The sequence below is a fragment of the Streptomyces sp. NPDC102441 genome (genome assembly GCF_044765585.1).
Lineage (GTDB): Bacteria > Actinomycetota > Actinomycetes > Streptomycetales > Streptomycetaceae > Streptomyces.
This window is the reverse complement of sequence record NZ_JBIWKH010000010.1, coordinates 34561-47708: the sequence shown is the minus strand read 5'-3', so window position 1 is coordinate 47708 and position 13148 is coordinate 34561. Positions and strand designations below refer to the sequence as shown.

Annotated in this window: 13 protein-coding genes; 4 read left to right on the top strand and 9 right to left on the bottom strand. The window is 68.5% G+C overall.

Annotated elements, in window-relative coordinates:
• Positions 1-98 precede the first annotated feature (98 nt).
• Positions 99-788: a ribonuclease H gene (locus ACIREO_RS22355; protein WP_404112989.1), complete on the top strand. Its 690-nt coding sequence runs from the start codon at positions 99-101 to the stop codon at positions 786-788.
• Positions 789-811: 23 nt separating this feature from the next.
• Here ACIREO_RS22355 and ACIREO_RS22350 read toward each other — a convergent pair whose 3' ends face one another.
• The 9 genes from ACIREO_RS22350 to ACIREO_RS22310 all read right to left on the bottom strand — a co-directional run bounded on the left by ACIREO_RS22350 (position 812) and on the right by ACIREO_RS22310 (position 5661).
• Positions 812-1342: a hypothetical protein gene (locus tag ACIREO_RS22350; protein ID WP_404112987.1), complete on the bottom strand. Its 531-nt coding sequence runs from the start codon at positions 1340-1342 to the stop codon at positions 812-814.
• 84 nt (positions 1343-1426) lie between these two features.
• A complete protein-coding gene (locus ACIREO_RS22345; protein ID WP_404112985.1) occupies positions 1427-1834 on the bottom strand; it encodes a hypothetical protein in 408 nt (135 codons plus the stop codon).
• Positions 1824-2084 carry a hypothetical protein gene (locus tag ACIREO_RS22340; RefSeq protein ID WP_404112983.1) on the bottom strand — a complete coding sequence of 87 codons (261 nt, stop codon included), beginning with the start codon at positions 2082-2084 and terminating at the stop codon, positions 1824-1826. Before ACIREO_RS22340 ends, ACIREO_RS22345 begins: the two co-directional genes overlap by 11 nt.
• 44 nt (positions 2085-2128) lie before the next feature.
• Positions 2129-3025 (bottom strand): hypothetical protein, encoded by an 897-nt coding sequence (locus tag ACIREO_RS22335; RefSeq protein ID WP_404112981.1) that lies wholly within the window; start codon positions 3023-3025, stop codon positions 2129-2131.
• Positions 3026-3196: 171 nt separating this feature from the next.
• Positions 3197-3745: a hypothetical protein gene (locus ACIREO_RS22330; RefSeq protein ID WP_404112979.1), complete on the bottom strand. Its 549-nt coding sequence runs from the start codon at positions 3743-3745 to the stop codon at positions 3197-3199.
• Between the two features lie 136 nt (positions 3746-3881).
• Positions 3882-4583 (bottom strand): hypothetical protein, encoded by a 702-nt coding sequence (locus ACIREO_RS22325; RefSeq protein ID WP_404112977.1) that lies wholly within the window; start codon positions 4581-4583, stop codon positions 3882-3884.
• A 264-nt stretch (positions 4584-4847) separates the two neighbouring features.
• The gene (locus ACIREO_RS22320) at positions 4848-5192 is read right to left on the bottom strand and encodes a hypothetical protein (RefSeq protein ID WP_404112975.1); all 345 of its coding nucleotides are present in this window, start codon (positions 5190-5192) and stop codon (positions 4848-4850) included.
• 56 nt (positions 5193-5248) lie between these two features.
• On the bottom strand, positions 5249-5491 hold the full coding sequence (locus tag ACIREO_RS22315) for a hypothetical protein (protein ID WP_404112973.1): 243 nt from the start codon (positions 5489-5491) through the stop codon (positions 5249-5251).
• The gene (locus ACIREO_RS22310; RefSeq protein ID WP_404112971.1) at positions 5488-5661 is read right to left on the bottom strand and encodes a hypothetical protein; all 174 of its coding nucleotides are present in this window, start codon (positions 5659-5661) and stop codon (positions 5488-5490) included. The genes ACIREO_RS22315 and ACIREO_RS22310 overlap by 4 nt, the downstream gene beginning before the upstream one ends.
• Before the next feature lie 322 nt (positions 5662-5983).
• Here ACIREO_RS22310 and ACIREO_RS22305 point away from each other — a divergent pair, with 322 nt between their 5' ends.
• The 3 genes from ACIREO_RS22305 to ACIREO_RS22295 all read left to right on the top strand — a co-directional run bounded on the left by ACIREO_RS22305 (position 5984) and on the right by ACIREO_RS22295 (position 13101).
• On the top strand, positions 5984-7921 hold the full coding sequence (locus tag ACIREO_RS22305) for a hypothetical protein (RefSeq protein WP_404112969.1): 1938 nt from the start codon (positions 5984-5986) through the stop codon (positions 7919-7921).
• Between the two features lie 370 nt (positions 7922-8291).
• A complete protein-coding gene (locus ACIREO_RS22300) occupies positions 8292-11720 on the top strand; it encodes an AAA domain-containing protein (protein WP_404112967.1) in 3429 nt (1142 codons plus the stop codon).
• Positions 11707-13101 carry a phospholipase D-like domain-containing protein gene (locus tag ACIREO_RS22295; RefSeq protein WP_404112965.1) on the top strand — a complete coding sequence of 465 codons (1395 nt, stop codon included), beginning with the start codon at positions 11707-11709 and terminating at the stop codon, positions 13099-13101. The genes ACIREO_RS22300 and ACIREO_RS22295 overlap by 14 nt, the downstream gene beginning before the upstream one ends.
• Positions 13102-13148 lie beyond the last annotated feature (47 nt).

Here is a 13148-nt window from a genome sequence, read left to right as displayed (position 1 = left end):
AACAAGCAACCGTAGCTACAACGATACGCGAAATAATGCAATTAAGCAATCAAGTTGTTTGGTGTGCCCGAACTCTGCGGCCTGGCATGATCGGCACCATGGATGGTCTCGTGATCGCGGCATGTGACGGTGCGTCCAAGGGCAATCCCGGCCCGGCCGCCTGGGCGTGGGTCGTGGCTGACTCTGATGGGTCCCCGCTGCGCTGGGAAGCGGGGCCACTGGGCATCGGCACCAACAATGTGGCCGAACTGACCGCCCTGCAGAAGCTGCTGGAGTCGACACCGGCCGAGGCGGCGCTCCAGGTGCGCATGGACTCTCAGTACGCGATGAATGCCGTCACGGTCTGGCTGCCCGGATGGAAGCGAAACGGCTGGAAGACCGCCGGCGGGAAGCCGGTGGCCAACAGGGATCTCGTTGAAAGCATCGACCGTGAACTCCAGGGCCGTCAGGTCGAATTCGTCTATGTCCCCGCGCATCAGGTCGGCGGAGATCCGCTGAACTCCATTGCGGACCACGCGGCGAGCCAGGCCGCGGTTGCCCAGGAGGCAGCCGGAACGGTCCACGGGGCGAAGACGGTTCCCGCAGCGCCCCCAGCCGCCCCGGCACCAGGCCGTGCTGGGAGAGCCACCAGCTCTCCGGCGGCCGGCAGCAGGAAGCCCGGGCGGGGATCCCGGACGATCGCCGCGAAGTTCAACGGGAAGTGCCAGTGCGGCCGCCCCTATGCGGCGGGGAGCCAGATCGCCAAGACACCCCGCGGTTGGGGGCACCCGGAGTGCGCGACCGTCTGAGGGCCCCGCACTCCTGGGCTTCCTCAGAACAAGCCCACCTGGCCCGCCTCCGCCAGCTCCTCGCTCCGGGTCCGGGGCATCGGCGAGGTGCCTGCGGGCGGTGCCGGTTCGAGCACCCGGCGACTGCGCAACTCATCCGCGTTCGCCCGGCGAACCATGACCTCGTGCTCAGCAAGCCCGTCGAGAGCCCCCACCGAGTATCCGACGGCGGGCTTCTCCAGATGCGCTCGGAACCGGGCCAGCAACGCCATTCGGTCCGGGCCGTACGCGGCAAGGACGGCGACGACGACTCCGGACGGATGGCGGGTGTCGCGCAGGGTGAAGCCGTCCGGCTGTTGTGCCGCACGCAGATTCTCAACCTCGTTCTGCGACAGCCGTTCGGCACCGAGGCTGGTCAGCGCCTGAGTGATGGTGTGACTTCGGGTGGGACGCACGACCGCCGTCGCCGGTGTGACTGGCGGCCTGCGAGAGGCCGTCCGGTCGTCGCCGTACGCACGGCCGGCCCCGGGCGACCGGTCCGTGCCGGACTCACCGGTCTCGACTCCTTGTGACATGGGCTGTCTCCTCGTGCTGTCAGAGGTTGGCTGGCAGGGGCGGGCCGCCCCTGCCAGCAATGAAACGTGGTGCGGACGTGGCGCTCAGGGGGCGTTGTCAGGGGCACCGGTGGTCTTGGAGCCGGGGCAGCCTTCGTGATCTTCAGTGCAGGCATGCACGCCCAGGATCGTGACGCCGCCCTCTGCCGTGGCCAGGAGCGCCATGGCCTTTGCCAGGGCGACCCGGGCTGATCTCTGGTGGGTGCCGCCGAACTGCAGATCGTCTCCGTGCGCCGCGATCGTGTCGAGAAGCTCTTCGCGCATGCCGTCGATCTGCTCACGGGATTGTCGGCTCTGCTCCTCGATGGCCAGAGGAACGAGGAAGCACAGGAAGTCGGCGAGGCGGGCGCGAAACAGTGGTCCCGGCAGAAGCGGGCGTACCGCTTCGTCCGAATCCGTCGAGTCAGGCACCCGGATCACCCGGCCGAATACGCCGATGGTGTCACGCGGCATGTTCTGCCTCGCCTTCGCTTTCCTCGGTGACCTGGGTGTCCAGGACCTCAAGCAGCTCGGCGAACCGGGAGTAGTCGACGGTGTCTGAGGTGCATGCGTTGTCGAGAATGGCCGGATCGAGATCGCGGATGTGCCGCTCGATCGTGGTGCGGCTCGGCGCGCGGCTCCCGGGCACCTGCAGGGTGAGCTGAACGTCGTGCAGGGTCACCCGCACGGCCTTCACCTGGACGGTAACGGTGTGGTGGGTCATGTGGTGCTTTCTTGAGAGGTGGGCGCCGCAGTCCGGCGCCCTGGTCAGGCGGCGCGCGCCGGGTCGGGCCGCAGCACCGGGGTGAACCGGGCGTACGGGGCGAAGTCGCTGGCGGTGGCGCTGGTCTCGTAGATCGTGGTGCCGACGGTCTCCACCGTGGCGACACCCTTGCGCAGACAGGCGTAGATGCCCTTGAGGACCGACGTAGCGGACTCGCGGGGCTGGAGTGCCCAGTCCGACTCCGGCCAGCGCGTTTCCACCTTGTACGCGGCAGCCAGCTGGGGAATCGCGGGCATGAGTCCGCTGCTCGTGAGCGTGACCGGCTGCGGCCGGGCCGCGAACCGGGTCCCGTCGACCGTTCCCCCGCAGCTTTCCCATCCGTTGCCGCTCAGCGCGGTACGGGCCGATGACATCAGCTGTACCCAGTGCTGCCGCCGGGCATTGAACCACTGTCCGCCCATGGGCAGCCGCTCAAGGCCGTCGACGACGGGGCGGACCTCGACGATGTCGGGATCGTCGGGAACGGCGTAGAGACGTACGCCGGTCCCGGGACGGGGACCCCTCAGCACCTGGACGTCGGCCAGGAGGAGAGCATGCGTCATGCGCTCGACCGTCTCCGTCATCGCACGGGGGAGGAAGCGCCATCCGGTCCCATCGGGCCCGCACTGCACCGTGAGGATATGGCCGCTCGCCGTGCCCGAGCACCCGCCGCGTCCCGTCTCGTGCAGATGGAGGCGGAGGGTGTCGAGGACTGTCGCCGCCGTCATGGGACGGCCGCCCTGGAAGGCGCCGTGCTCTTTGCTGAACGGCTGCGCCTCGTATGCCTCGAAGAGGTTGGGCGGCAGTCCTTCGACGTCACCGTCCGCTGTCACGGCCAGCGGCACGGAGGGGCGGAGGGGGCGGGAGGGAGCGTAGAGGGCGGACGGTACGCGGACGTGCATGAAGATTCTCCGGAGGATGGTGGCGGAGCAGTGGGAACGGTCATCCACTGCGGGACCGTCTCCGCCCGGCGAGCCGGAGTCCGTCAAAGACGTGTCGGCTCAAGGAGCGGGAGTGGGGCGGCAGTTCGCCGTTACTCCCAAACATACAGAAGTAAATGCAATTAAGCAATATCAATGTCGGTGGTTCGGCTGCCCCGGCACGATCGCCCCTGCCCCACCTGGGGGGCAGTCGGGCATGTCGGCAGGGAGATACGCGCGCAGGATTCGGCCTCGGCGGACAAACCACCGCCCGTTCGCGGTCACCGACCAACGGTGTACCTCGTCAGCAACTGGCATTTCGCGGCAGGCCTGGTGGTGCTGTGCCAGTCCCCACGGACCCAGCGGTCCGGGAGCGCCGAGCAGCAGCCCGTCGCCATCGCCCTCGCACCAGAGGTAGGTCACACCTTCAGCGAGTACCCAGTCACCCGGGCGCAGGACCGTGCCGGGCAGCGCACCGCTGTACGGAACAGGACCGGGCGCGAAGAACGGCGCTCCGACCTCGGCGAGCGATTGCCGCGAGCGGTAAGCGGCGCGTACCTCCTCGTCCGAGCCGAAGGGCCGGCCGCGCTCGTCGGCCCAGGTGCCGTCGCCATCGCGGGTGTACGTCGTGGAACGCAGGGTGAGCCGGTCGCCGGTCTCAAGGCTGCGTGGCATCGGGGGAAGAAGCAGGGAGTCGGACATGGTCTCTCAAAGGGTGAGCCGGCCGCGAGGGGCGTGCGGTGCCGCAGGCCCCTCGCGGAAGCCGGGAAGACGTAGGCGGCGGCCGCAGTGGTTGCGGCCGCCGCGATGCACGGAGGAGGGCGGGTGGCGCTCCGGGTCAGGCGGGCAGCGGCGTGCCGTACGGGCGCAGCAGCCTCGGGCCAAAGACGTTGAGGAGGTCCCACTGCTCCGGGTGAGCGGAGTCAGAAAGGAGCATGCACACGGGCCGCTCGGCATCGTTGCCGAAGAACGGGTGCCCGTACAGGTGGAACTGCTCGGGATAGTCGTCGAGAACCAGACCTGCGGCGCGCATCGGCTGCATGAGGTCCTTCAGGTCGTTGCCGGTCCGCGGAAGCCCTGCGTCCCGCCAGACGTGGATGAGCTCGCGGTGGCGGTCCGCGTCGAGCTCCGGAAGAGGCTCGTGGAAGTGGTGGAGAACGCTGCCGTCGGCGGCACGAACGGAGTGCAGCTCCAGGTCTCGGCCGGTCTCGGCGTCGTAGCTGTCGTCGATGTGGAACACCAGGTAGGCGGCGCCGGGAATCTGGGCGCGCAGCGTGTCGGCGATCAGGAGCGCGAGGCCCTGCGCGTCGTGCTGCTGGTCCTCCTGGGTGCGGCGCCAGGTGATGGGGTCTGCGTAGTGGACGGGCGCGCCGTCCAGGGCGTCCCGCAGCCCGCGGACGGCTCGGACCGCCCGCCCCTGGCGAAGGGCGTAGACGGCGGGCGCGGCATCGCGGTGCGCGTCGAGATCGGCGTTCTCGTCAAGGAGCGCCAAGGCGGCCCTGATGTCGTCGGCGAGGTGGCTCGGAGGGCTCGTCGTCATGGTGGTGAAAATCCGTTCGTGCGGTGGCGGGGGAAGGCCGAAAGGGGCATGGACGTGGAGGGTCAAGGGCGGGGAGCCGGCCGCTGCTCCAGGCGCGCGGAATCGGCACGCGCGTCCTGGGCTGTGTAGCCGGAGTCGCAGTGCGAGTAGCAGTACGCCCCGGCCGGCGCACCGCACCCTTCGCAGCTGTCGTCGAACTCGGAGGGGAGGAAGGGGCGGGGCGGCGTTCCCGCTCGGTCAGGGTGGGTCACTGCTGTGGTCCGTTCATGCGGGGTGGGGCCGGGCGGCCATGTCGGCGAGGACGTGCGCGGCGAGCCGATGCTCGAACAGCGCTACGACGAGGAGCAGTTGGGTGGTGCTGGCTGCGTAGTCGCGGAAGTGCGTGCTGGTGAGGGCCCTCACGTAGCCCGGCCAGATGCGGTACGGCCTGCGATCCGGGAGTGCTTGGAGATGGTCGGGAAGTGTCTCGCCGTCGGGGCGTACCCAAAGCTGGCTGCTGGGCGATTCCATCTCCTCCTTGGTCCAGCCGCGGTTCTCCAGATAGCTCTCCACCTGGGAGGGCGTCAGTTGCTCGACGGCTGTGCTGTCGAGGAATACGTACTGCTGCAAGAGCAAGGGTGTCTCCGGAGGGCGTGGAGGTGTGGTGAGGGGAACGGCGTGCGGGATCAGGCTTTGGTGATGCGGCGTCGGGTGCTCCCCATGCAGCCGGCGTGTCGGCAGAAGCGGCTCGCGTCCGCTTTCGAGGCCCAGCTCAACGTCGGCTTCGCCAGTCGTCGAGCGAGGCCGCATCCGGCCCAGGGGTCGGGGCCGCTGCGGTAGACGACGGCCCGGTGGAGCTTGCCGCCGGGGGCCGCCTGTGCCTCGCCGACCACCGGGCCGGTGCTGTCCAAGAGGTACGCGGAACTCACTTGTCGTCCTCTTTGGTCTCGCGCCGCCAGGCGCGCTCTTCCCACCGCTTGATCACCCGGCGGGTCTTGCGGCGGCTGTTGCGGCGCCTCTGGCCCCGCATGCCAGCGCCCTGGACGTGGGGAAATTCGTCGCGCTCATGGCTGAGGCGCTTGTAGTTCAGGATTGCCAACAAATGATCTTTCCGTTCGTGCTGTCCCGCCGCCCCGCACCATGCGGTCTCTGGGGCGGCGGCCATCGGTCTCACGGGCGCGGGCCGGGGGGCCGTGTCCTACGGGACCGGCGGGGGCGTGGTCGGTGCCGCGCCCTGACTTCCTATCTCAGTCTACCTGAAACAACACGATTAAGCAATCACACTTTGATGAAGAAGGCCTTTCGGTGGGATCGCCCCCGCCCCCTGCTTCAAAAAAACATGAGCGCCGAGTGTCACACGGGCACCGCCCTGCACACCTCTATAGGCGATATCCGCTTTCTCCCCGGACGAAGGAGACTCAATGCCCGACAACTTCACGGCTCCGCCCCGACGCGACGACCCGTTCGGCTTCCCGGACTATCCGCCGGGGCCCTCCAGCCTGGCGGCATGGCGGCAGTGGGCCACCCGCGAGCCGTACGACACGGCCCGGCAAGAAATCCCCGACACCGGCCCCCTCATTCCCGAACCTTCTGGACCCCAGGCTCATGCCGAGGCCCGCGTCCTGACCGCGCTCATCTGCGAGTACGGCATGCACCGGCCCAAGTTGACCGACGGCCCGTACGGGATCACCAGCATCACGCCCCGCACCGAAGAGCTCACCATCCACGTCGCCGACCGTGAACTTGGACGTTGGGCCCGTGCCCTCGCAGCCGTGGGAATCGACATCCGCGCGGAGGCAGCCCTCCAGGACGCCGGCGCGACGACCACAGGGGTTACGCTCGCCATCGACGGCGCGCGCATCATCCTCGCCCCCGCCACGCCCGCAGCGTGGTACGACGCGACCGGCAGCGCAGCGCAGCGCGCGGCCCCGCTCGACAGCCCCGATCACACGACCCCCGAGGACGAGCTGGCGACGGTGCTGTCTGCCACGCTGCGGCGCATCGGCCTGCTCTGGGACGTGGCCCACCGGCACTCCAGCGTGCACCTGATGCTCGCCGAACACTCAGGCAAGACCTACCTTCTCGACGCCTCAGCAGGACGGCAGATACTGAGCGTCATCCCTTTGTGGCAGGCGCTCTCGATGCCCTTGCAGTTGTGGCCGGCTGGCCGTGCACCGCGCAGCGCGGACGCGGAAGCAGCCGTACTCGCCGCCGTGAACGTCTTCCGCCCCGAGCCGACCGCCACCGACCCGGCAGAGTCCTTGTGTCATCTGGTGGATCTGGAGGCCACCGCGGTCACCCGACGAGCGGCGACACACGCGCTCCAGATCGCTCAGGCCGTCCTCGACCAGCCGGCCCCCACTTCGATCTGGGACGCCGGGGGCTGGATCGGTACCTGCCGTCGCTCAACGGCGCGCGGCGAATATTCCACCCACGAGGACCGCTTGGTGCCACCGGGAACAGAGCGGCTGCTCGATGCTCCCGGCATCGACCTCCTCGAGCTCGGGACCCTGGCGCTGCGTGCCAATTTGTCCCGGAGGGAGGTGGACGAGCTCCGGGGCTTGGAAAAGTACCAACTCCCCCTGTGGTGGGGCGTGGACACGCTGATCGAACTGTTGAACTGGGCGCTGGCCGCGGCGACCAGCCCGCTCCCCGCAGATGCCAAAGAACACCCCACCTCCCACCGCACGCCCCAGAGGGCGGCAGAGGCGGCCGCATCGTACATGCTCGCTGCGCACAAAGCCATCGAAGACGTCGGTGCGGCTGAGCTACAGCGCGAAGACGACACGTGGCGCCTCTCGAAGCCGGATGCCGTCCCCGCCAAGAGCGTTCCGACGATCGCGGACCTGATCCTGGCCGCCCACGCGTACGACGTGCTGGACTTCCGCGGGCTCGTCGAGGTACTGACCTACTTCAGCCACAGGGTCTACTCCACAGCCGGCCTCGCCGACGGACACCGCAGCCTCGAAGACGACGGGGACTTCCCCAACAGCTACACCGGACACATCAGCACCTGGTACGGCCAGCCCTGCACCCTCGTCGGCGAAGAGTCCAACCACGCCGCGGTGGGCAGTGCCGCCTACCGCCGGCATTTGGCGGCCCACCGCGCGGCCTTCGACCCCTTCGTCGAGTGCTACCTGGCCGCGGCCGACCAGCTGCCGGGCGAGCACGATGTGGCCGAACGCCACCGCGCCGGGGCCCAAGCCCTTCGGACAGCAGATCTCGTTGCGCTGTGGGATCTCGATCCGCGGCGGCAGCCCGGCGACAGCGACGAGCTCCTGAACATCGTGACGACCATCCCACTGGAGGTACACGAGGTCGAGTCCTGGGTCGGCGACGTCTTCGGAGACGACGCCTGACCCACGCCGTGCCGGGGCGCCCAGGAGGGCGACCCGCGGCATCCACCCGCGACAATGGCCGGTTCCTCCGCTTCCTCGCCTCCCTGCCGCTGGGCCTGCACGAGCTCAACGCATGGTTCGACACGGTGTACCCGAGGGGAGAGGCCGCCGCCTGAGCCCGTGGGGCGGAGCAGGGCTCGCCCGCCTTCGCCCCACGGTCCACCTCCTCACCCCCCGGCCCGCCAGGTCCCGATGCTCCTCGGTTCCGCTGAGGACCGGGTGAGTACCCGTCAGCCAGCCTGGCGAAAGTCCTGTCCGTGAAGAGACTGCCTGGCAAAATGAGCAGTCGGGGAGGGCTGCACCGGCAACGGTGCTGAGCGAGGAGCGGTGCGTGGGGGCAGAAACGATCAACGGCAGATTTTTGCTGCTCCCGAACGCTCCGCGGCCCGGCGGCCTGTCCGAAGTCCGCAAGGCCGTGGACACGACCAGCGAAGAGGGCGACTACGCAGCAGTCAAGCTCCTCAGACAGCGCGACGACGAAGTGATCCAGATCTTCCTTGAACGGGAGACGGCGGCGCTCAGGGCCCTCGACCACCCTCATATCGTGCGGATGCTCGACTCCGGCTGGGACGCCGAGTACGACCGGTACTTCATCGCCCTTGAGTGGATCGACGGGAGCCTCAAGGGCGAAATGGCAGAGGGCCGGCCGGTCGCCTGGGCGTCCTTCTTCGCCCGCATCGGCAGACCGCTCGCCTCGGCTCTCGCCTACGCGCACGAGCACCAGATCGAGCACCGGGACCTGAAGCCGGGCAACGTCCTGATCGCCGACGACGGCACGGTGAAACTCGCGGACTTCGGCATCGCCAAGATCCTCTCCAAGGCCGTGGTCAGCGACCACACCGTGGCCGGGTATCGCTCCAACCTGTACGCGCCGCCGGAACAGGGTGATGCGATCCCCTACGTACGGGACGTATACAGCTTCGCCGTCCTCGCGATCCAGGCACTTTCCGGCGGCAAAGCAGCCGACTACCCCGACCTCGCCCCGATCCTGGACGAGCTGGAACTCGAAACCGAGTTCCGAAGCATCCTCCGGTCCTGCATCGACTACGACCCCAAGCTGCGCCCCGCGAACGCGGCCGTACTCGAATACCAGCTCCTGGAGGCCGAGCAGGTCTGCGGCAGCCGCCAGGCCCGGCGCCGGAACTTCGTTTGGCTGAAGATGACCCGCCGGGCCGCCGAGAACCTCGGTGACGTCTCGCAGGAGAGCAGCGACATCGACTGGGACCAGGCCCGGTCGGCCGTCCTGGCGGACCTGTCCGGCCCGGTCCATGCCGACTACGGCTACAACCAGCAGACCGGCGAGGTCGACAGCGCAACCCTTCGCATCTTCGGACGCTCCCGCTTCCTGCGCCTGGTCTCCGACGAACACAACCCCGACCGCTGCGTGATCATCTCAGCCGAAGACCGCCCGGAGGAGTGGATGGCCAAACGGCGCGAGCGCTCCGTGCCCGTCGGCCCGGTCCTGACCTGGACCTTCGACGACCCCGGCGAGGACCCCGCCTACGACGGGCTCACTCTCCTGCTGCAGCGCCTCGACACACACCTCGACCAGCAGGAGAAAGCAGCTCAGGACTGCAAGACCCACAACCTCGGAGACCTCTTCAACGGCTGGCGTCGCCTGCTCGAAGCCCGCGAGGAACTCGCCGCCGGAGGACGCCAGCCCCAGGAATACGACCGCGTCGACGGACACGGCCGCACCCGCATCTTCCACCTGGCCACGCCAACAGCCACCTCACTGATCGGCGAGGAATGGTCGGTGGCCGCCTACCCCTACAGCCGGCCCGTCGACCGCGGCGAGGTGACCGCCCAGACCGAAGACACCCTGGTCATCCGCTTCGCACGCCCCGATGCCGCCCTGCCGGGCCGCGGCGTGCTCCTCCCCTTCCTCGGGCCGAGTCAGAGCGCCATCAACCGCCAGCGCGACGCCCTGACCAACGTCGCGGCCGGCCAGAGCGCCAACCCGGCCCTGCGGCAGATCATCGATGACCCGGCCAGTACCACCCACCGGCCGCCCACCGACGTCACCACCTGGTTCCGCGCCGACCTCGACAAGAGCAAACGCGACGTCGTCACCCACGCCCTGGGTACCCAGGACCTGCTGTTGGTCGAAGGACCACCGGGCACCGGCAAGACGACCGTTATCGCCGAGATCGTCGAACAGACCCTCAGACGCGACCCCCACGCCCGCATCCTCATCGTCAGCCAGACCCACATCGCCATCGACAACGCCCTGAAGAAGATCGAGGACGCAGGCATCACCGGCCTCGTCCGCTTGGGCCGGCCGGATGACCCCCGCGTCGCCGAGAGCGCCCAGCCCCTCCTCCTCGACCGGCAGGTCAAACGCTGGACCCAGGGCGTACGCACCCGCGCCGAGAAGTACCTCGACGCCGTGGCCGCCGACCACGGGCTCGAAGCCCGGCACCTGAAAGCGGCCCTGCTCCTGGAAGAGATCGCCGCCGTCGCCGGCGACCTCACACACGTGAGCCGCAAGCTCGACGACCTCGCCAGCCAGCCGGCCCCGGACCGCACCACCTCCGCACGGGAACTGGGCGAGGAAGTCGTCACCGTCCGCGCCCGTCGCGACCAACTCCACGACCAGCGTGCCGAGCTGTTCGGCGAGGCGCAACGCATGCTCGCCGGCGAACTCACCCTCCGCGAAGACCTCAGCACCGCCGACGCCCGCGACGCTGTCGAAGCCCTCCTGGGACCCGCCGGCCAGGGCCGCGAGCTCATGCGGCTGCTGCGCCTGCAAGGCGAATGGCTGCAGCGCATCGGCACCGACCAGAACCTGATCACGGCATTCCTGCGAACCCGCCAGGTCATCGGCGGAACGGCCCTGGGATTCCTCGGCCACCCCGCCGCCCGCGACCTCGAGTTCGACGTGTGCATTTTCGACGAGGCATCCAAGGCGACCGCCACCGAAGGGCTCGTCCCCCTGGCCAAGGCCAAGCGGTGGGTACTCGTGGGCGACACCAACCAGCTCCCACCCATCGACGAAGACCTCCTGCGCGACGAACAGATCATGTGCGACCACCAGCTCATCCCCGAACTGGTGACGACAACTCTGTTCCAGTACCTCGCCGACAACACCGAGTTCCCCGTCAAGCACCTGCTGCGCGAGCAATACCGCATGACACCAGCCATCGGGAACCTGATCTCCACATGCTTCTATGACGAGAAGCTGCTGTCCCCCAACAGCCACAGCCTGCCGGGCTACGACCAGATCAACCGACCTGTCCTGTGGCTCGACACCAGCGAACTGCCCGGACGACGCGAGTCGGAGCGCACCACAGCCGAGACCAGCATCTCCAACCTGCTGGAGTCCAAGCTCGCAGCCAGACGCCTGGAGGTCATCGACCAGGCCATCGACAAGCAGATCATCAAAATCCCCGACGGACGCCCCCTCGAAGTCCTCGTTATCGCCCCGTACGGACGGCAGGTCGAGGAACTCAGCCGCCGCCTTGCCTCCCTCCGGCTCAAGCACCTCGTCCCCGAAGTGTTGTCCGTCGACGCCGTCCAGGGCCGCGAATGCGACCTGGCAGTCTTCTCCGTCACCCGCAGCAACGCCCGCTCCCAGTTCGGGTTCCTCGGCCAGCCGTACTGGCGCCGCATCAACGTCGCCCTCTCCCGCGCCCGCTACGGCCTCATCGTCGTCGGCGACGCCGCCTTCTGCCGCAGCAAACCCGGTGCCCTGCGCGACGTCCTCGACTACATGAGCTCCCACCCCGAGGAGTGCGAGATCCGCAATGCCTACCTTTAGCCCCGACAGCCTCCTCGCGGTCCGCTTCCACAACGCCCGCCCCGGCCTCGAACTCGCCGCCATCATCGACGCTGCGCTTCCCATCGCACTGATCACCGCCGACGTCCTGGCCCAGGACCGCAAACGCCTCGCGCTGCTCGACGAGTTCGTCCTTCGCCTGGTCAACAACAAGGTCCCCAGCGAGACCGCCATCGCGGGCATGCTCGGTCTCCCCGAGCGCATGGTCAGCCAGACCGTCGCCGACCACTTCAGCGCGGACAACCTCACCTACACCCTGCCGGCCCCCGGCCAGCCCGACGCCCGCACCCTGCGCCTCACCGCCCGCGGCGAACAAACGGCCCGCGAAATGGCCGCCATCACCCCCGTACGAGTCGACCAGCCCGTCGTCTACGACCAGCTCCTGGGCAAGGTGCGCCCCTACGACCGACGCACCGTCGTCCCCCGCGGGCAGGCCGAAGAATCCGGCATGCTGATGCTGCCCGCCGTCCACGGCGCCCTGGTGGAGATCGGCGACATCAGCGCCGGCGACATCAACGCCCTGCTGCGCGAGCGCGGCAACACCGACCGTGAAGTCCTCCAGGTGCGAGGTGTCACCCAGGCCAAGGCCCGCCGCGTCATGCCCGCAAAGGTCCTCGTGTACGCCGACCCGGACCGCACCGACATCCAACTCGGCGTCGTCGTCGACGGAGAACTCAGCCACCATCACGAGATCACCCTGATCGGCCTCGGCGGAGCCGCCTCCCTCGGCATCGCCGTTGAGCCGGCGGCCGAGCGCCCCGTCCTGGAACCCGAACTGGAGAAGGCCCGAGTCGCACTGCCGGACGTCACCCAGCAACGCGCCGAACAGGCGGCACTCCAACTCGCCTCCACGCCAGCCGCGCCGGTCGCTCCCGCCGAACTCGATCCGCAGCACGACGAGATCCGGGCCATCGGCGTTTTCGAACACCCCGAACTGCTCGACGACGCTCTTACCCAGGCCCGTCACAGGCTCCTGATCATCTCCCCGTGGATCAAGAACGCGATCGTCACTACGGAGTTCCTCGGCAAACTGGAAAGCCGCCTCACCCGCGGGGTCCGCGTCCACATCGCCTACGGCTACGACGACAGCGACGCCAAGACGGACCAGGCCGCCGTGCGGAAACTCGCCAACCTCGCCGCCCGCTACCCAGCCAAATTCACGTTCAGCCGTCTCAAGAGCACCCACGCCAAGGTCCTTGTCTACGACGACGTCTGGGTCACCACCAGCTTCAACTGGCTCAGCTTCCGGGGAGCCCGCGACCGCACCTACCGCATGGAGGAAGGAAGCCTCGTACGCAACCGGCAGATCACCGACACCCAATACGCCCGATACATCGAGCTGATCGACCAACAAGGCTGGTAGCACGCCGCCCGACAGCACGATGTCAGTGGCCACAGCTACGGTCGACG

Coding starts and splice junctions, on each gene's coding strand:
- ACIREO_RS22355 (WP_404112989.1), top strand. CDS start 99: ATGGATGGTCTCGTGATCGCGGCATGTGACGGTGCGTCCAAGGGCAAT.
- ACIREO_RS22350 (WP_404112987.1), bottom strand. CDS start 1,342: ATGTCACAAGGAGTCGAGACCGGTGAGTCCGGCACGGACCGGTCGCCC.
- ACIREO_RS22345 (WP_404112985.1), bottom strand. CDS start 1,834: ATGCCGCGTGACACCATCGGCGTATTCGGCCGGGTGATCCGGGTGCCT.
- ACIREO_RS22340 (WP_404112983.1), bottom strand. CDS start 2,084: ATGACCCACCACACCGTTACCGTCCAGGTGAAGGCCGTGCGGGTGACC.
- ACIREO_RS22335 (WP_404112981.1), bottom strand. CDS start 3,025: ATGCACGTCCGCGTACCGTCCGCCCTCTACGCTCCCTCCCGCCCCCTC.
- ACIREO_RS22330 (WP_404112979.1), bottom strand. CDS start 3,745: ATGTCCGACTCCCTGCTTCTTCCCCCGATGCCACGCAGCCTTGAGACC.
- ACIREO_RS22325 (WP_404112977.1), bottom strand. CDS start 4,583: ATGACGACGAGCCCTCCGAGCCACCTCGCCGACGACATCAGGGCCGCC.
- ACIREO_RS22305 (WP_404112969.1), top strand. CDS start 5,984: ATGCCCGACAACTTCACGGCTCCGCCCCGACGCGACGACCCGTTCGGC.
- ACIREO_RS22295 (WP_404112965.1), top strand. CDS start 11,707: ATGCCTACCTTTAGCCCCGACAGCCTCCTCGCGGTCCGCTTCCACAAC.